Source organism: Sphingopyxis sp. SE2 (genome assembly GCF_032227185.1).
Taxonomy (GTDB): Bacteria; Pseudomonadota; Alphaproteobacteria; order Sphingomonadales; family Sphingomonadaceae; genus Sphingopyxis.
In genome coordinates this window covers 4,201,945-4,219,182 of sequence record NZ_JAPMXW010000001.1, presented here as the reverse complement: position 1 = coordinate 4,219,182, position 17,238 = coordinate 4,201,945, and the positions used below count along the sequence as shown (strand labels likewise).

General features: G+C 67.2%; 14 protein-coding genes and 1 pseudogene. 5 read left to right on the top strand and 10 right to left on the bottom strand.

Annotated elements, in window-relative coordinates; genetic code table 11:
* The first annotated feature begins 18 nt into the window (after positions 1-18).
* On the top strand, positions 19-633 hold the full coding sequence (gene thpR, locus OVY29_RS20040) for an RNA 2',3'-cyclic phosphodiesterase (RefSeq protein WP_037553698.1): 615 nt from the start codon (positions 19-21) through the stop codon (positions 631-633).
* On the opposite strand, the gene OVY29_RS20035 is transcribed toward thpR, so the two are convergent.
* Complete coding sequence (locus tag OVY29_RS20035) at positions 543-1,031, bottom strand: low molecular weight phosphotyrosine protein phosphatase (RefSeq protein ID WP_313911983.1); 489 nt, start codon at positions 1,029-1,031, stop codon at positions 543-545. The genes thpR and OVY29_RS20035 overlap by 91 nt on opposite strands.
* A gap of 106 nt (positions 1,032-1,137) precedes the next feature.
* Between OVY29_RS20035 and OVY29_RS20030 the strand changes: the two genes are divergently transcribed.
* Positions 1,138-2,742: an MFS transporter gene (locus OVY29_RS20030; protein WP_313911982.1), complete on the top strand. Its 1,605-nt coding sequence runs from the start codon at positions 1,138-1,140 to the stop codon at positions 2,740-2,742.
* 36 nt (positions 2,743-2,778) lie between these two features.
* Here the strand turns inward: OVY29_RS20030 and OVY29_RS20025 are convergent, their stop codons facing one another.
* The 3 genes from OVY29_RS20025 to OVY29_RS20015 form a co-directional block, all read right to left on the bottom strand.
* Positions 2,779-3,351 (bottom strand): superoxide dismutase family protein, encoded by a 573-nt coding sequence (locus OVY29_RS20025; protein ID WP_052182005.1) that lies wholly within the window; start codon positions 3,349-3,351, stop codon positions 2,779-2,781.
* Positions 3,352-3,591: 240 nt separating this feature from the next.
* Positions 3,592-6,486: an insulinase family protein gene (locus OVY29_RS20020; RefSeq protein WP_313911981.1), complete on the bottom strand. Its 2,895-nt coding sequence runs from the start codon at positions 6,484-6,486 to the stop codon at positions 3,592-3,594.
* A 43-nt stretch (positions 6,487-6,529) separates the two neighbouring features.
* Positions 6,530-7,675, bottom strand: a complete 1,146-nt coding sequence (locus tag OVY29_RS20015; protein WP_313911980.1) for a diguanylate cyclase domain-containing protein — start codon at positions 7,673-7,675, stop codon at positions 6,530-6,532.
* Between the two features lie 171 nt (positions 7,676-7,846).
* Here OVY29_RS20015 and OVY29_RS20010 point away from each other — a divergent pair, with 171 nt between their 5' ends.
* Positions 7,847-9,835, top strand: coding sequence for a lipoxygenase family protein (locus tag OVY29_RS20010; protein ID WP_313911979.1), 1,989 nt, complete (start codon positions 7,847-7,849; stop codon positions 9,833-9,835).
* A gap of 91 nt (positions 9,836-9,926) precedes the next feature.
* On the opposite strand, the gene purC is transcribed toward OVY29_RS20010, so the two are convergent.
* Entirely contained in the window at positions 9,927-10,706 is a 780-nt protein-coding gene (gene purC, locus OVY29_RS20005; protein WP_037553641.1) for a phosphoribosylaminoimidazolesuccinocarboxamide synthase, read from the bottom strand.
* Positions 10,707-10,983: 277 nt separating this feature from the next.
* Here purC and OVY29_RS20000 point away from each other — a divergent pair, with 277 nt between their 5' ends.
* On the top strand, positions 10,984-11,907 hold the full coding sequence (locus OVY29_RS20000; RefSeq protein ID WP_313911978.1) for a crotonase/enoyl-CoA hydratase family protein: 924 nt from the start codon (positions 10,984-10,986) through the stop codon (positions 11,905-11,907).
* 42 nt (positions 11,908-11,949) lie between these two features.
* Here OVY29_RS20000 and OVY29_RS19995 read toward each other — a convergent pair whose 3' ends face one another.
* From OVY29_RS19995 to OVY29_RS19975, 5 genes and pseudogenes are all read right to left on the bottom strand, one after another.
* Positions 11,950-12,168 (bottom strand): hypothetical protein, encoded by a 219-nt coding sequence (locus tag OVY29_RS19995; protein ID WP_313911977.1) that lies wholly within the window; start codon positions 12,166-12,168, stop codon positions 11,950-11,952.
* A 73-nt stretch (positions 12,169-12,241) separates the two neighbouring features.
* Positions 12,242-12,664 carry an SRPBCC domain-containing protein gene (locus OVY29_RS19990; RefSeq protein WP_313911976.1) on the bottom strand — a complete coding sequence of 141 codons (423 nt, stop codon included), beginning with the start codon at positions 12,662-12,664 and terminating at the stop codon, positions 12,242-12,244.
* Entirely contained in the window at positions 12,661-12,984 is a 324-nt protein-coding gene (locus tag OVY29_RS19985; protein ID WP_037553646.1) for an ArsR/SmtB family transcription factor, read from the bottom strand. The genes OVY29_RS19990 and OVY29_RS19985 overlap by 4 nt, the downstream gene beginning before the upstream one ends.
* A 55-nt stretch (positions 12,985-13,039) precedes the next feature.
* A pseudogene (locus tag OVY29_RS19980) lies at positions 13,040-14,567 on the bottom strand (alkaline phosphatase D family protein).
* A gap of 154 nt (positions 14,568-14,721) precedes the next feature.
* A complete protein-coding gene (locus OVY29_RS19975) occupies positions 14,722-15,861 on the bottom strand; it encodes a DUF3667 domain-containing protein (protein WP_313911975.1) in 1,140 nt (379 codons plus the stop codon).
* 79 nt (positions 15,862-15,940) lie between these two features.
* On the opposite strand from OVY29_RS19975, the gene OVY29_RS19970 reads away from it, so the two are divergent.
* Entirely contained in the window at positions 15,941-17,227 is a 1,287-nt protein-coding gene (locus OVY29_RS19970) for a glutamate-5-semialdehyde dehydrogenase (protein ID WP_313911974.1), read from the top strand.
* The last annotated feature ends 11 nt before the right edge of the window (positions 17,228-17,238 follow it).

Genomic DNA, 17,238 nt, shown 5'->3' with positions numbered 1-17,238 from the left:
CCGCTTATGCTCACCGGCATGTCCACGCACCGCCTGTTCGTCGCGCTGCGCCCGCCGCGCGCCATCCGCGAAATGCTGATTTCCGCGATGCACGGCGTCTCGGGCGCGCGCTGGCAAAGCGAGGAGCAACTTCACCTGACCCTGCGCTTCATCGGCGAGGTCGATCGCCACCGCGCAGAAGATATCGCGGCGGCGCTCGGCGCAATTTACGCGCCCGCCGTCACGGCGCGGATCGCCGGCGTCGACCTGTTCGAACGGCAGGGGCGGCCGCATATGCTGTGGGCGGGAGTCGAGCCGCACGAGCCGCTTGGCGCGCTGCACCGCAAGGTCGACCAATTGCTCGCGCGCGTCGGGGTCGCACCCGAAACGCGCGCCTTCTTGCCGCACATCACACTGGCGCGGCTGAACCGCGGATCGGGACCGGTCGCACCCTTTCTTGCGCTCAACAGCGACCTTGCGAGCCCGCCGTTCGAATTCGGCCATGTCACGCTCTATGAAAGCGAGATGGGACATGGCGGCTCGCGCTACCATCCGGTGGCGCGTTACCCCTTGGCCGAAAATTCGGCGACAAGCGCCGACGCGATCGCTTCGACGTCGTCCCACGTCGACGCGAAGCCGTCGTCCTTGCCATAATAGGGGTCGGTCACGCCCTGCCCTTTGCGGCCGGGGAGGAGGTCGAGCATCAGCATGAGGTCCGCCGTCGCACCGGCGGGGCGGATCGCCCGCGCATCGCGCAGGTTCGTTTCGTCGGCAGCGAGGATCAGGTCGAAATCGTAAAAATCGTCGGGCGACAATTGGCGCGCGCGCAGCGCCGAAATGTCGATGCCGCGGCGGCGAGCCTCGGCCTGCGCGCGGCGGTCGGGGGCGTGGCCGACGTGCCAGTCGCCGGTGCCCGCCGAATCGAGCTTGGCGTCGATGCCGGCGCGCGCGAAGGCGGCGCGTGCCGCGCCTTCGGCGAGCGGCGAGCGGCAGATGTTGCCGAGGCAGAGGAAGAGGATCGCGGGTTTCGCAATTTCACCATCTTCACGCATATTCGATTTGCCTCCGTATAAAGTTGAACCGACTTTCAACTTGCGCCCGCGTCCGGCTCTGCTAGCCATGGGCCGCAACGATAAGGAATGAGGGAGAGGGTTGCCAATGGCCGAAGATGACACGCGCGGTGCGCCGGTGGCGACAGAGCCGAAAGCCACCGGTTACAGCTGGTACGTCCTGTCGGTGCTCGTCGTCGTCTATATCCTCAATTTCATCGACCGGCAGATCATCAGCATCCTCGCGGTCGACATCAAGGCCGACCTCGGCCTGTCCGACGGCGACATGGGCTTCCTCGGCGGCGCGGCCTTCGCGGTCTTCTACGCGCTGTTCGGCATTCCGCTCGGCCGCCTCGCCGACAATTGGAACCGCGTGAAACTGCTGTCGATCGGGCTGACCTTATGGTCGGCGATGACCGCCTTTTCGGGCCTCGCCTATAACCAGTTCACGCTGACGCTCGCGCGCATGGGCGTCGGGGTCGGCGAGGCGACCGCGAGCCCGACCGCCTATTCGCTGATCTCCGACTATTTCCCGAAACGGCAAAAGGCGACCGCGCTCGCCATCTATTCGTCGGGGCTTTATCTGGGCGGCGGCGTGTCGCTGTTCATCGGCGCGCTGATCGTCGAGGCGTGGAACAACGCCTATCCCGCCGGCGGTCCGCTGGGGCTCGTCGGCTGGCAGGCGGCCTTTCTCGCGGTCGGCATTCCCGGGCTGCTGCTCGCGCTGTGGGTCGCGAGCCTCCGCGAGCCCGTGCGCGGCGCGATGGACGGGACCCCGAGCCCGAGTTCGCCGGCGCCCTTCCGCGAGTTCGGCAAGGATCTGGCGATGATCGTGCCGCCGCTGACGCTCTGGGGAGCGTGGAAGCGCGGTCCGGCAGCGTTGGCGATCAACCTCGGCTTCGCCGCCGCCATCGCCGCTTTCGCGTGGTGGATGATCGAGCTGACCGGCAATTTCCCGCAATGGTCGGCGGTCGCGCTCGGCTATTATGCGGTCTTTTCCTGGGCCTGCACGCTGCGCGCGCACGACCCCGCGACCTTCCGGCTGATCTGGGGGACCCCGGCGTTCCTCTGCACGACGCTGGGCTATGGCCTCGTTGCGCTCGCCGCGTACGGGCTCGCCTTCTGGTCGGCGCCCTATGCCGAAATCGTCCTCGGGCTGCCCAAGCAGGAACTCGCCTTCATCCTCGGCGCCAATGGCGCGCTCGCGGGCTTCGTCGGGGTGATCATCGGCGGCCGCATCGCCGACGCGCTGCGCGCGCGCAACCCCGCCGGGCGCATCCTGATGATCCTGTTCGGCGTGATCGCGCCGATCGCCCCGATCTGGATCGGCTATACCACCGCGAACGGCACGCTTTTCTATGTCATGAACTTCCTCGCCGGCATGTTCGGCGCGGCGGCGCTGGGCGCGGCGGCGGCGACGACGCAGGACCTGGTATTGCCGCGGATGCGCGGCACGGCGACCGCCGCCTTCTTCCTCGGCACCACGCTGGTCGGGCTGTCGTTCGGTCCCTATCTGGTCGGGCAGATTTCGGACCTCGCGGGCACGATCGTCGACGGCAAGCCCGTCGGCGACCTGCGCACCGGCATCCTGTCGCTGATCGGCGTCGCGCCGATCGCGGTCGCGCTACTGCTCTATGCCTATCGCGCGGTGCCGGAGGCCGAAGCGACGATCGCCGAGCGCGCGGCCGCGGCCGCGGCGGGCGCGCCAGCCTAGGGTCAGGAACCTAAAGCCGGCGCGCGGGCGGCGGCGTTACTCGCTGTCGCCGCGAACGATCACGCCGCAGGCGACGCGGCCGCCGCTGTTGCCGCTGGGGTCGGTCTTGTAATCGTCGGGCCCGGCGTGGATGACGAAGGCGGCGCCGTCGGCGTCGAGCAGCCCGCCGTCGCCCTCGAAGCGCGAGCCGACGAGACGCAAGGTCGCACGGCCGATCTGGTCGGGTTCGACGACGAGATTGGGAAGGTCGCCATGGTGCGCGCCCATCGGGTTTTCGCGGCCGTGCTGCGCGCCGGTCGGGTTCCAGTGCGGGCCCGCGCTCGCGAAGTCGGGCGGCGTGCACTGGCCGACCGCGTGGACGTGCATGCCATAGGTGCCGGGGCCGAAGCCGCGCGCGACGAGTTCGACGCGCAGGCCGCTGCCGTCGCGGTAAATGTCGGCGCGGCCGCGGTCGGCACCCCTCGAATCGGTGAGCTGGGCATAGGCGTCGGCGGGCGGTAGTGTGCTCGTCGCCTTCCCGCCCATCCCGGCGCACCCGGCAAGCGCCAGCGCCCCGGCAAGAGCAAGGCCCCCGGCGATGAAATGCTTATGGTGCGAACGCGTCGTCATCTTGCTGCTCCCCTGTCTTGACCATCGGAATCGCGCGCCGGCGCGTTTCGACCCGTTCGCCGACGATGCCCGTATTTGTTGTCCGTTCCAAGGGGATAGTCGGGTTTGGGAGACAGGGCAGTATCGGCGGTGCCGATTGGCTGGCGCCGATATGCTGTAACGGCGGCTTTGGGGTGGGTTTCAGTCATCCCCTCCCGCAAGCGGGAGGAGAGACGGCAATAATCGGCCGAAACCGGCCGCTCAGCTTCCCGCCTTGTCGCTCACCGCCCTGATCACCAGCGCCTTGTCGTCGACGAGGTAGCGTTTCGCCAGCGCCTGAAGCTCGGCGGGCGTCGCCGCCTCGACCTCGCCGATCCCGTTGCGGCTGCGGTCGAGGCGGTCGGCGTGGGTCGCGGCCTCGGCGACATAGTTCAGCCAATAGCTGTTCTCGCGCCGCGCCTTGACCATCGCCTCGACCAGCGGCCGCCGCGCGCGGTCGAGCAGGTCGGCGTCGACGGGCTGATCGCGCAGTTCCCTCGCGATCGCGAAGATCGCGGCGCGCGTCGTCACGAGATCCTGATAATCGACATTGCTCGCGGCGAAGAGGTGGCCGTAGCCCGGAAATTCGTCCGACAGGCTCGCCGCCGCGCCGGGGCTGTAGCTTTCGCCGAGCCGCTCGCGCAGTTCCTCGGTGAGCTTGAGCTGCATCACGCGCGCGAGCAGGTTGAGTCGCATCGCCTCGGCAAGGTCGCTGTCGTCGCGCGCGGGCCAATAGACGCGCAGTTCGGCCTGTTCGGCCGGCCCCTTGTGGATCAGCGTGCGTTCGCTGCGGTCGGTCGCATATTGGCGCACGCGCGCCTCGGTTCGGGGGTCGAAGGCGGCGCGCCGTTCGGGCAAGGCGCCGAAGGTCGCCGCGATCGCGTCGATCGCCGCCTGTTCGCCGATGTCGCCGACGACGCCGATTTCGATCGCGCCATGCGCGAAGCTGTCGGCGACCACGGGTTTGAGCTGCGCCCAGTCGAGCGCCATCACCTTGGCGAGCGGCGGGGTCTGCGATCGCGGGTCGTCATTGGCGAGGATGCCGCCCGCGTCGCGGCCGATCACCGCCGCCGGGGTCGCATCGTTCGCGGCATATTGCTGCGGCAGCACGCGGCGGATCAGCGCGAGCCCGTCGGCGCGATAGCCGGGGTGCGTGATATAGGCGGCCATCAGCTTCGCCTGCAGCGCGAAATCCTCGGGCGAGGTCACCGCGCTGCCACCGAAGCTATCGGTGGCGTTGCCGAAGACCGGGCTGATCGTCTTGCCCGCGAGGATCGAGCGCAGCTCGTCATAGCTGTGCGCCTCGAGCCCGCCGAGCATCAGCGACCCCGCGAGCGACACCTTCGTCGGATCGCCCTTCGTCGCGAGCAGGTTGCCGCCGTCGACGCGCAGCGACAGCATGACCTTGTCCTTCTGGAAATCGGTCGTCTTGATGTTGAGCATCACATTGTTGGCAAAGCGGATGCGACGGATATTGAGATCCTCGACGCGTTCGTCGCTGACGATTTTTCCGGGCGTGCCGAAATCGTCATAGGCGAAGGCGGCATTCGCGGCCTCGGACGGCGGCGCGACCGCGACCTCGGCCGAAGCCTGCAGGCCGGCGAGGATCGCGGCGGTGCCGCCCTCGACCGGGACCTTCGTCGTCACGCGCGCGAGCGGCGGGCTGAGCCCCTCCATGCGCGCCCGAAAGGCGGCGGTGACCGCGGCGGCATCGAGCGGCGCCGCCGCCGCTTCGAACAGCGCCTGCGAAGTTTCGGGGCGCGTGAAGACGAAATCGCCCTCGGCCGCCGCGACCAGCGCGTCGGCGAGCGTCTCGCTGCGCCGCGTCGTCACGCCCGCGACGGCATTGCGGAATGCGGTGCGGCGGATCGCGAACTGCTCGTCGACCTCGGCCTGGGTGAAGCCATGCTCGACGGCGCGGCGCTGTTCCTGCTCGACGAGCGCGAGCGCCTCTTTCCACGCGCCTTCCTTGGCGACCGCGCCGACGGTGACCTGATCGAAAATCTTCCAGCCCTCGGCGTCGCTGAAATAGCCGGTGAGGATCGGCGAATCTTCCTTCAGCGCGATCTTCGCGAGCCGGCGGCTGACGATCGCCTCGCCGACATCCTCGGCGAGTTTGCGCGCGCGTTTCGCCTTGGTGTCGGGTTCGAGGGTCCACCGCTTGAAGCGCGCGATCGTCACCGAATCCTGGATCGCAGGGTCGACGAAATCGTCGGCGGCGGCGGCGCGGCTGTAATCGACATCGCCGATATCGGGATCGGCGCCCGCGGGGCCGCGCCCCTGCCAGTCGGCAAAGCGCGCCTTGATCTTCGCCTCGACCGCCGCGGGATCGAAATCGCCGACCATCACGAGCGTCGCGCGCTCGGGCCGGTAATAGCGGTCGTAAAGATCGCGGATGCGCGCCGCGGGCGCGGTGCGGATCACCTGTTCGGTGCCGACGGGGATGCGGCTCGCGACCGTCATTCCCTGCATCTGGAAGTCGAGCTGGTCGATCAGGCTGCGCAGCTGATAGGTGTCGCGCGCGCGGCGTTCGGAGAGGATGATGCCGCGCTCGCGGTCGACCGCGGCGGGATCGATCGTCAGCTCGCTCGCGGTCTCGCGCATCAGCATCAGCCCCGTGTCGATCAGATCGTCCGAGGCGTTGGGCAGGTCGAGCTTGTAGACCGTTTCGTCGAAGCCGGTCGAAGCGTTGGTGTCGGCCCCGAACGCCAGCCCCTTGCGTTCGAGCAGCTTGATCATCTCGCCCTCGGGCACGTTGGTCGATCCGTTGAACGCCATATGTTCGAGGAAATGGGCGAGCCCGCGCTGATCGTCGGCTTCGGCGAAGCTTCCGACGTCGAAGCGCATGCGGAGCACGACGCTGTCCTTGGGCGTGCTGTTTTTGAGCAGCGCATATTTCATCCCGTTGGGGAGCACGCCGAAAACGATGTTCGGGTCGACCGGAATGTCGCTGGCGGCGAAATTCCATGCCTTTGCCGCCGCGTCCTGCGGATCGACCGCCGCGGGCGCCGCCGCTTTCGCGGGCGTTTCCCTGGCGTAAGCGGGCGCGGTGCTGGCGATGAGGAGGACGAGGGGCGACAGCGCGGTTGCGGCGCGCCGAACGAGGTTTTTGGTCATGACCCTCGATGTGGAGGCCGCCCGGCGGGCGGTCAAGCCGTCGTCATGCGACCCGGCCGACGCTTTCGACAGACGACGTCGGGGGGCGACTGGCGGCCTTGGCGGCATAGAGCGCGCGGTCGGCGACTTCGAGCAATTGGCGGGCGCTGTCGCCATGTTCGGGCCAATAGGCGGTGCCGATGCCCGCCCCGACACCGATCGAACGCCCGTCGATGCGGTAGGGCGCCGCCAAGGCGGCGAGGATATGGTCGGCGAGCGCGGTGCCCAGCAGCGGCGAGCCCGCAGGCACGAGGATGGCGAATTCGTCGCCGCCCTGACGCGCGACGATCGCGTGGTTTCCGCAGGCGCGGCGCAGGCGGTCGGCGAGCTCGCAAAGCACGCCGTCGCCGATCGCGTGGCCGTGCCGGTCGTTGATCGGCTTGAACCCGTTGAGGTCGAGCAGCGCGATCGCGAACCGGCCGGCGCCGTCGGCCCTGGCGATCTCCTCGTCGAGCCTGAGGTCGAATTCGCGGCGGTTGGCGAGGCCGGTGAGCGGGTCGGTGTGGGCGAGCTCGCGCATCTGGCGCTGCAGTTCGAGCAGGTCGATCACCTGCCCGTGCTGCTGGACGACCATGCGCAGCAGGAACAGCGTCGCGATGACGAGGCTGGTGCCCGCCGCGATTTCGGGCGGATTGCCCGAGGTCAGCATCAGCGCCGACACCGGCGCGAGCCCGACGCCGAGGTTGAGGAAGGTCGCGAAGCGGATCGACGACAGGCAGTAAGCGGTCGCGAGCGACCCCATCGCCATGATCATCGCATAATAGCTGTGCGCCTCGGGCGGCGCGGCGAGCCAGTTGGTCACCGTCCACAGGCTGCACATCGCGCCGGTGATGCCCGACACCCAGCTCGCTTCGCGGATGACGCGTCGCGCCCGGCGCGGGCTCATCCGGCGTCCGCGGTTGTGGCGCAGGAACAGGAAGCCGAGCACGCCGACAATGGCGAGGGTGACCGGAAAACCGATGCGGATCACCGGATGCACGGTATCGACCCCGGCGTAGATGGCGGTCGGCGTCGTCGCCGCGAGCATCAGGAACAGCATCGGCGTCAGCGTCTCGACGCGATTGGCGCGCAGCACCGCGACATCGTCCCGAATCGCATCCGGAATCGGCGGAAAGAAGCGCGCCTGCAGCGTGAGATAGACCCCCGTCATGGGGGCGGGATAGCAAGGCCGGGTAAAGCAGGGGTTAAGGAATGAAAGTCCGTCTTATCACGGCTCTAAGGACCTATCGGGGTCGGATGGCTTGCGAAATATTAACCATGTTCGCCGATATGCGCGGTCCAATAATGCCCTACAAGTTTCGCGCCCGACAGGAGCCACGCCATGTCTTATCCGATGCCGCCGCTTGCCCCCTCCACCGCCGCGCCGGCGGCGGCGATGCCGTCCGCGGCGCCCACGCTGCCGCAGGACGACACGCCCGCAGAACAGGCGGCGCGCGCGGCGCAGCTCGTCGCGACGCAGGCCGTCTATACATGGACCACCGACATCCCGACGCTGCCCGGCGTGCCGCTCGCGACCGACGTGCCGAAGAATGACGAGCCGACGATCGCGTGGCTCGTGATCCTGATCGGCGTCGGGCTGGACATCGTGCGCAACGCGCTGGCGGTGAAGCTTGGCGGGGTCGATAAGGGCGAGCTCGATAGCCCGCGCGCCGATTACGAGGCCGCGCTCGCCGAATGCAACGCGATCGAAGCCTCGACCGCCAAGATCGCGGCCGAGCATGGCGTGCACAGCGGCGGCAAAATCTTCGAACGGATGATCGGCGACGTCGAAAATGCCGTCGCCGTAGCCGAGCGCGATGCGCATGTGGCGTTGCTCAAGGGCTATAAGGAGCGGCTCGAGGAATTGATGAAGGTCGACGAAGCGCTCGGCCTCGGCAGCAAGACGGTGCGGAGCGTCGAGGCGTATCGCGCGCTGTTCGCGACGCTGCCGGTTCCGGGAATCTCCTATATGTTCGAGGGCGATGCCAAGTTCGCGCGGCTGCGCGTGCAGGGGCCGAACTGCATGCTGATCGCCGCGGTCGAGGGCGCCCTGCCCGCCAACTTCCCGCTGAGCGCCGCCCGATATGCCGCGGTGGTGAACGGCGACACGCTGGCGGCCGCGCTCGCCGACGGGCGGCTGTTCCTGCTCGACTACAAGCCGCTCGAGGTGCTCGACCCCGGAACTTACGGCACCCTCGCCAAATATGCCTGGCAGCCGATGGCGCTGTTCGCGGTGCCGCCGGGCGGATCGTCGCTGGTGCCCGTCGCGATCCAGTGCGGGCAGGATCCTGCCGAATGGCCGATCTTCACCCCCTCGCCCGCCGCCGACAAGCTTTGGGGCTGGGAAATGGCGAAGTTCGTCGTCGAGGTCGCCGATGGCAATTATCACGAGCTGTTCACCCATCTCGCGCGCACGCATCTGGTGATCGAGGCGTTCGCGGTCGCGACGCATCGCCATCTGGCCGAAGTGCACCCGGTCTGGGCGCTGCTCGTCCCGCATTTTGAGGGCACGCTCTTCATCAACGAAGCGGCGGCGACCTCGCTGATCGCCGCGAACGGCCCGATCGACCATATTTTCGCGGGCACGATCGTATCGAGCCAGCTCGCCGCGGTCGACGCGCGGCTCGCGTTCGATTTCTATGGCAAGATGCCGCACGCCGATTTCGCCGCGCGCGGCGTCGGTGTCGATTCGGCGCTCGCAGACTATCCCTATCGCGACGATGCGCTGCTCGTGTGGGATGCGATCCACGAATGGGCGCGCCAATATGTCGATCTTTATTATGCGCATGACGCCGACGTCGTCGCCGACACCGAGCTTGCCGCATGGGCGGCGTGCCTTGCGGGCGAGGCGAAGATCAAGGGTTTCGGCGCGATCGCGACGCGTGCGCAGCTGGCCAAAGTGTGCGCGATGGTGATGTTCACCGCGAGCGCGCAGCATGCCGCGGTCAATTTCCCACAGAAGGACATTATGGCTTTTGCGCCCGCGGTGACCGGCGCGGGCTGGCAGGCGGCGCCGAACGGCCAGCGCGGGCATGACAAGGCGGGCTGGCTCGCAATGATGCCGCCGATGGCGCTCGCGCTCGAGCAATTGAATGTGCTCGAGCTGCTGGGCTCGGTGCATTACCGCCCGCTCGGCGATTATCGCAGCAACGCCTTTCCCTATCCGCTATGGTTTCAGGACCCGCGGGTGACGGGCGCCGAAGGTCCCCTCGCCTGGTTCCAGGCGGCGCTGCAGGGTGTCGAGGCGGAAATCGTGGCGCGCAATGCGCAGCGGATGCAGCCCTATCCCTATCTGCAGCCGAGCCTGATCCCGACGAGCATCAATATCTGATCGAACCCGTCGCCCCCGCGAAGGCGGGGGCCGCTGGCAACCTTGCGCTACACCAATAGCGGCCCCCGCCTTCGCGGGGGCCACGATCTGGTCAGCTGCCCTTTTTCTTGCGGTGGCTCTCGAGGTCGAGCACAGCATTTTCGCCGCCCTCGGGCATCAGGCCCAGCCGGCGCGCGACTTCCTGATAGGCCTCGACCTCGCCGCCGAGGTCGCGGCGGAAGCGGTCCTTGTCGAGCTTTTCGTTCGTCGTCATGTCCCACAGACGACAACCATCGGGGCTGATCTCGTCGGCGAGGATGATGCGGCTGAAATCGCCTTCGTAAAGACGCCCGAACTCGAGCTTGAAGTCGACGAGGCGTATGCCGACCGCGGCGAACATGCCGCTCATGAAGTCGTTGATGCGGATCGCCATGTCCTGAATGTCGTGAAGCTCGTCCTGGCTGCACCAGTTGAAGCAGGCGATATGCTCCTCGGCGACGAGCGGATCGCCGAGCGCGTCGTCCTTGTAGCAATATTCGATCAGGGTGCGGGGAAGCTGCGTCCCCTCCTCGATCCCGAGCCGCTTCGACAGCGTGCCCGCGGCGACGTTGCGCACGATCACCTCGATCGGCACGATCTCGACCTGACGGATCAGCTGTTCGCGCATGTTGAGGCGGCGGATGAAGTGCGTCGGCACGCCGATGTTACCGAGCAGCGTGAAGACATGCTCCGAAATCCGGTTGTTGAGCACGCCCTTGCCGTTGATCGTGCCGCGCTTTTGCGCGTTGAACGCGGTCGCGTCGTCCTTGAAATACTGGATCAAAGTGCCCGGTTCGGGGCCTTCGTAGAGGATCTTGGCTTTGCCTTCGTATATCTGGCGGCGACGGGCCATGGCGGTCAACTTTCTGTCGGAACCAAATGAATGGCCCCGGCAAAGCGACTCAAATGCGAGCGCGACGCCGGGGCGGTTGGGGCGCCTATAGCGACAAAGCGAGGGCGCGTCATCATTCACGTCGCCCCCGCGAAGGCGGGGGCCGCAATCGGCCTCGCGCAAGGTTGCCAGCGGCCCCCGCCTTCGCGGGGGCGACGATTGATTTACGTTTACGTAAAGTGCTTGCCATCACCCTCCGCGCTTGCAACCATGACCATAAAGCCAAGGAGAGAGATGGATGAGCTTCGACCAGATTCGCCTCGACCGCCACGAAGGCATCGCGCTGCTGACGCTGTACCGGCCCGACCGGATGAACGCCTTTACCGGCGAGATGATGCTGGAGATCATCGCCGCGCTCGACGAGTGCGACGCCGACGACGGCGTGCGCGCGGTGATCTTCACCGGGCATGGCGACAAGGCCTATTGCGCGGGCGCCGACCTCGGCGGCGGCGCCGCGACCTTCGATTATGACAAGCGCAGCGACAAGCTGGCGATGCTGCCCGAGGGCATGTCCGCGAGCCCCGTCGCCGAGGACGGCACGATAAACTGGTCGCACCCGCTGATCCGCGATGGCGGCGGGCGCGTGTCGATGCGTATCTTCGAGGCGAAAAAGCCCGTGCTCGGCGCGATCAACGGCGCCGCGGTCGGCATCGGCGCGACGATGACGCTGCCGATGGATGCGCGACTCGCGAGCGACACCGCGCGCTACGGCTTTGTCTTCGCACGGCGCGGAATCGTGCCCGAGGCGGCGTCGAGCTGGTTCCTGCCGCGCCTCGTCGGGATCGCGAACGCGGTCGACCTTTGCTATTCGGGGCGCCTGATTTCGGCCGCCGAAGCGAAGGAAAAAGGCCTCGTCCAGTCGGTCCACGCGCCCGGCGACCTCATCGACGCCGCGATCGCCAAGGCGCGCGAGATGACCGCCGACAGCGCCCCGGTGTCGGTCGCGCTGACGCGCCACATGCTATGGCGGATGCTGGGTGCGCCGCACCCGATGAGCGCGCACCGCTGGGACAGCCGCGTGATCTTTTCGCGCGGCCGCAGCCCCGACGCCGCCGAGGGCGTGACGAGCTTCCTCGAAAAGCGCGCGCCCAATTTCACCGCGAGCGTCGCGGACGACTATCCCAGCTTCGACGAGTTCGAGGACGCGCCGCCGTACAGCTGACCTATCCCCCTGCGTCATCCCGGCCTTCGCCGGGATGACGCTTCAGGTGATGGTCGCGCCGCCGCGTTTCCTGAAATATGGCCGGAAGAACATGTAGAGGCCCGAGACCATCAGCAGGAAAAGCGGCGGCAGCGGCAGATAATAGACCCACTCGGCCGGCTGCTGTCCCGCGCCAAGCATTACGAAGATGGCAATGACGATCGCGGTGAAAAGAATCGATACCCAGCGGTGAAACTGCCGGATCCACGGGCTCCAGTTCATTACTCTCTCCCCTTGGTTTCAATCCGTCATCCCGGCGAAGGCCGGGATGACGCAAGAAGAATGTCACGACGGCTCAGTCGAGCGTCGCTACGACCTTCTCGAGATTTTCGAGGTGGATCTTCCAGCCGCCCTTGGCCCCGCCGAAGGCCTGCTTCTGGTCGGGACGGAAGCCGACCTGTTCCATGCGCAGCAAGGTGCCGGCGGCGGTGGGTTCGAGCGTGAAGGTGACTTTGCTGTCGAGCCGGTAGGCCGGGTCGTCGTGCGCGTGATTCCAAGTGTAGGAAAGGCTCCGCCCCGGATCGACATCAAGGATCTCGCAATCTACATGCCCCCAGTCGCCGCGCAGCTGGAAACGATGACCGAGGTCGAGGCCGAAGTCGTTCTTCATCAGCCATTCCTCGATCAGATGCCGCGTCGTCAGCGCGCGCCAGATTTTTTCGGGCGGGTGCGAAATCTCGCGCTCCACGGTCACGCACCGCACGTCGCTATCGGTCATTGATCCATCCTTTTCAGCAAATCTTCGAGATCGTCGAACCGCGCTTCCCAGAAGCGGGTCATGCGCCCGGTCCAGTCGACCAGCGGCGCGAGCGCGCGTTGCTGCGCGCTGTAATGCGTCTGGCGGCCTTCGTGCCGATCGTGCACGAGCCCCGCCTGTTTGAGCACGCCGAGGTGTTTAGACACCGCGGGCTGCGAAATTCCGGCTTCGGCGGTGAGCGCGCCGACCGTCTGCTCGCCTTCGAGACAAAGCCGCTCGAACAGCGCGCGGCGCGTCGGGTCGGCGAGCGCTCTGAACAGCAGGTCGGGGGACGACGTCATTTAATCCATAACTCCGTGGCTATGGATTTCTCATAACCATCGAGTTATGAATGTGTCAAGCGTCGTATTTCCTGCGCCCGCGCGTCGCCGTCATGCTGTGCGTGCCCTTGAGCCCCGGCCTATGGCTGCGGATCGTTTCGACGCTGTGCCAGTTCGCGGTCACCCGGTCGCGGGTCATCTGCACCGTCACATAGCCGCGATCCGCGGTGTTCGCCCATTTGAGCTGCGGCGATACGGCGCGCAGCGCCGCCACGCGCGTGGCGTCCGATATGCCGGGCGTATAGGCCTCGAACCCCGGCGAGGTGACGCTGTGGCCCGCGATCTCGATACCGGCGGGGCGGTGGTCGTGCGTCAGGTCGAACGCCCACGCGTTGTGGCTGTCGCCCGACAAGGTGACCAGATCGGCGTCGGCGCGCTGCGATGCCGCGAGCAGGCGCGCGCGCCGCGGGATAGCCGTCCCAGCTATCCATGTTGAGCGGCAGGCCGGCGCGCGCCGCGACCTGCGCCGTCTCGACGCGGCGCCGGACGGTATCGGGCTGGTCGGCACCGAACCAGCCCCGCGATTCGGGCGGGGTGAACAGGCTGCCCATCACGATCTGCTGCGCGCAAATCTGCCAGCGCGTGCCGCCCTTCACCGATTGCGCCAATCCGTCGAACAGCCATCGTTCCTGATCGGCGCCCATCAATTGGCGCGCCGGGTCGCGGTAATCGCTTTCGGCGAATTGCTTCAGCGCCGCCGCGGGATCGGCCTTGCCTTCCAGTATCTCGCCCAGCTGAAAGGGGCGGTCGCGGGCGGTGATGCGCGTTTCGGGCAGGAAGATCGTCGCGAGATCGCCGGCCTGATAATGGCGCCACCGCGTTTCGGCGACGGGCATCCATTCGCGATAGGCGCGTTCGGCGGCGGCTTCGCGGACGCGCCAGTCACCCTCGCCTTCACTGTGATTTTCGGCGCCGCCCTTCCACACATCGTTCGCGAACTCATGATCGTCCCACTGCGCGATCATCGGGAACAGCGCATGGAGGCGCTGGAGATCGGGGTCGGCGCGATAGGCGGCGTAGCGGAGCCGATAGTCGGCGAGGCTGACCATCTCGTGCGTCGGCTGGATGTCGCGGCCGGGCAGCGCATCCTTCAGCGAGGGATATTCGCCGACCCGATATTCGTAGAGATAGTCGCCGACGTGCGCCACGAGGTCGATGTCGCTGCGCGCCGCGGCGTGGGCATAGGCGTTGAACCAGCCGAAGGGCAGGTTCGAGCAGGAGAAGAGCGCGATGGTGAAGGCGCTCGTCGGTCCGGCGGGAAGCGTGCGCGTGCGGCCGGTGACCGACTTAGCCCCGTCGGGCGCGACGAAGCGGTAGAAATACCAGCGGCCGGGTTCGAGCCCGTCGATGGCGATTTTAGCGGTATGATCGCGCTCGCCCTTCGCGGTGACGCTGCCGCCCGCCGCGATGCGCGCGAAGTCGGCGCTTTCGGATAGCTCGACGGTCAGGAGCGCGTCATTCGCCGCGGCATAGCGCGTCCACAGCAGCACCGAATTGGCGCCCGGCTCGCCGCTCGCGACGCCGTGGGTGAAGCCCTGCGCCATCGCGGCGGCCGCGGCGCCGGGCAAGGAAAGCGCGGCAAGCCCCGCGGTGCCGAGTTTGATGAGCAGACGGCGATCGATCTCGTGCCACAATGGATGCACTGCATATCCTCCCGCATCGCCGGGTTTGTGGCCGGTCTTTGTTACAGCTTCACCTCTATCCGCTGATCCCGAGCGCGAGCAGCAGCAGCATGAACCAGATCACTGCGAACAGGCTGAAAAAGAGCAACAGATTCGCGCGCACAAATGCGCCGAACCGCGACGAGCGATAGGCGCCGCGCAGCTGGCGATACATGTGGAATGGCACATAGAGCATCGCGAAAAAGATCGCGAGATCGCCGAAGATGGTCAGGTTCAAAAGCCGCACGACCACGAACAGCAGCAGCATGAACGAAATCGAGTAAGTGACGAAGACGAAATGGTCATAAGTGTGGAATCGGCGGCTGAACGGAAACAGCAGCCACATGAAGGGCAGCGACAGCGGGATCAGCGCCCAAGCGAATTTATAGGCGTTCGCCTGGAGTTTGTAGAGCACCAGCGCGGGGTTCGCGAAGGCCTTTTCGAGCCCATGGTCGATGAAGAGCACCCCCGTATCGACCTTGTTGCGCGAGATGAAGTCAGCGCTCGTCACCACCTGCTCGACCGGATTTTCGAGAACGGGCGGACCGGCAGCGCGGTCGGCGGCACGTTCCTTCTTGCTGCGGGTGCGCGCGACGCCGAGATAGCCGGCGCTTTTCTGGAGGATGTCGCGTTCGGTTTCGAGTTCGCTGCGCCGGGCGGCGGGCAGATCGGCCTTTGCGAGTTCGGCGTCGATCCGGTCGACCTCGACCTGCATGCTGTCCTTGATCGCCGCGGTGCGCGTTTGCTCGGCAGCCTCCTTCGCTATCACCTCGCCGAAGCCGCCGCCGCTGCCGACCATCGCGAGCACCGCATAGGTCAGGAAGACCGCGAACAGGAACAGCGCGAGCGGCGAAATGAAGCGCGCACGCTCGCCGTGAATATAGCGCCGCGTCAGGTCGCCCGGCCGCCAGGTCAAAAGCGGCAGCGTGTTCCAGATCTTGCCCTCGAAATGGAAGATCGCGTGGACGAGGTCGTGCCCGATCGCGCCGAAGCTGCGGTGGACATCGGCGCGCTGTCCGCAATGGTGGCAATGCGAACCCGTCAGGCTGGTGCCGCAATTGAGGCAGCGCAGCGGCGCATGGCCGTGCGCTTTGCCCTCGCCGTGGCGCGATTCGACCGCGCGCGCCGCGAGGCCCGCCGTCACCGCGCTGCCGATACCCTCGATATCCCCTGTCATGGCGCCCTGCCTAAAGATGCGCGCGGCGCCGCGCAACGGGGCTTTCGAGAGTTACGAAAAACATGGTAGTGGCCGCGCCATGAACGCCGAAGCCCTCACCGTCCCGCCGCTCCCCGGCGATGCCACCGCCCTGATCGCCGACATGGGCGCGCGCGCGCGCGCCGCGGCGAAACGGCTGGCGTTGACGCCGACCGCCGACAAGGCGGCGGCGCTGCGCGCGGCGGCGGCGGCAATCCGTTCCCGCGCCGCCGACATCCTCGCGGCGAACGAAGAGGACATGGCGGCAGGACAGAAAAACGGTCTGTCGGGCGCGATGCTCGACCGGCTGCGGCTCGACGAGGCGCGGCTCGGCGCGATCGCCGATGCGATCGACGCGGTCGCAGGGCTTCCCGATCCGGTGGGCGGCGAGATCGACCGCGTCACCCGCCCCAACGGGCTGGTGCTGAGCCGCGTGCGCGTACCCTTGGGCGTCATCGGCATCATCTATGAAAGCCGGCCCAATGTGACCGCCGACGCCGCGGCGCTCGGGCTGATGTCGGGCAATGCCGTGATCCTGCGCGGCGGCAGCGAGGCGGTGCATTCGAACCGCGCGATCCACGCGGCCTTCGCGGTGGGGCTGGTCGAGGCCGGGCTCTCCGCCGATGCGGTGCAACTCGTCCCGACGCAGGACCGCGCCGCGGTCGGCGCGATGCTGCGCGCGCAGGGGCTGATCGACATCATCGTACCCAGAGGCGGCAAGGGCCTTGTCGCTCGCGTGCAGGACGAGGCGCGCGTGCCCGTGCTCGCGCACCTTGATGGCATCAATCACCTTTATATCGACGGCGCCGCCGATCCCGAAAAGGCGGTGGCGCTGGCGGTGAACGCCAAGATGCGCCGCACCGGCGTCTGCGGCGCGACCGAGACGATCCTGATCGACCGCGCCTATTCCGCCCCGCTCGCGATCATCGACGCGCTGATCGCCGCGGGCTGCGAAGTGCGCGGCGACAAGGGCGTCGCGGCGCTGAGCCCGCATGTGGACCCTGCCTCGGCAACCGACTGGGACACCGAATATCTCGACTCGATCGTCTCGGTCGCGATGGTCGGCGGCATCGCGGGCGCGCTCGCGCATATCGACACGCATTCGAGCAGGCACACCGATGCAATCGTCACCGAGGATGCGGGGGTCGCCGAGCGCTTCCTGACCGGCGTCGACAGCGCGATCGTGATGCACAACGCCTCGACGCAATTCGCCGACGGCGGCGAATTCGGATTGGGCGCCGAGATCGGCATCGCGACGGGACGGCTGCACGCGCGCGGGCCCGTCGCATTGGAAGGGCTCACCACCTATAAATGGCTGGTGTGGGGGAGCGGGCAGACGCGACCTTGAATCATTTGTAT

What these genes read in the sequence shown, in the direction of transcription:
- OVY29_RS20030 (WP_313911982.1), top strand. Translation starts at nt 1,138, where the DNA reads ATGGCCGAAGATGACACGCGCGGTGCGCCGGTGGCGACAGAGCCGAAA.
- OVY29_RS20010 (WP_313911979.1), top strand. Translation starts at nt 7,847, where the DNA reads ATGTCTTATCCGATGCCGCCGCTTGCCCCCTCCACCGCCGCGCCGGCG.
- OVY29_RS20000 (WP_313911978.1), top strand. Translation starts at nt 10,984, where the DNA reads ATGAGCTTCGACCAGATTCGCCTCGACCGCCACGAAGGCATCGCGCTG.
- OVY29_RS19975 (WP_313911975.1), bottom strand. Translation starts at nt 15,861, where the DNA reads ATGACAGGGGATATCGAGGGTATCGGCAGCGCGGTGACGGCGGGCCTC.
- OVY29_RS19990 (WP_313911976.1), bottom strand. Translation starts at nt 12,664, where the DNA reads ATGACCGATAGCGACGTGCGGTGCGTGACCGTGGAGCGCGAGATTTCG.
- OVY29_RS19995 (WP_313911977.1), bottom strand. Translation starts at nt 12,168, where the DNA reads ATGAACTGGAGCCCGTGGATCCGGCAGTTTCACCGCTGGGTATCGATT.
- OVY29_RS19985 (WP_037553646.1), bottom strand. Translation starts at nt 12,984, where the DNA reads ATGACGTCGTCCCCCGACCTGCTGTTCAGAGCGCTCGCCGACCCGACG.
- thpR (WP_037553698.1), top strand. Translation starts at nt 19, where the DNA reads ATGTCCACGCACCGCCTGTTCGTCGCGCTGCGCCCGCCGCGCGCCATC.
- OVY29_RS20035 (WP_313911983.1), bottom strand. Translation starts at nt 1,031, where the DNA reads ATGCGTGAAGATGGTGAAATTGCGAAACCCGCGATCCTCTTCCTCTGC.
- OVY29_RS20025 (WP_052182005.1), bottom strand. Translation starts at nt 3,351, where the DNA reads ATGACGACGCGTTCGCACCATAAGCATTTCATCGCCGGGGGCCTTGCT.
- OVY29_RS20020 (WP_313911981.1), bottom strand. Translation starts at nt 6,486, where the DNA reads ATGACCAAAAACCTCGTTCGGCGCGCCGCAACCGCGCTGTCGCCCCTC.
- OVY29_RS19970 (WP_313911974.1), top strand. Translation starts at nt 15,941, where the DNA reads ATGAACGCCGAAGCCCTCACCGTCCCGCCGCTCCCCGGCGATGCCACC.
- OVY29_RS20015 (WP_313911980.1), bottom strand. Translation starts at nt 7,675, where the DNA reads ATGACGGGGGTCTATCTCACGCTGCAGGCGCGCTTCTTTCCGCCGATT.
- purC (WP_037553641.1), bottom strand. Translation starts at nt 10,706, where the DNA reads ATGGCCCGTCGCCGCCAGATATACGAAGGCAAAGCCAAGATCCTCTAC.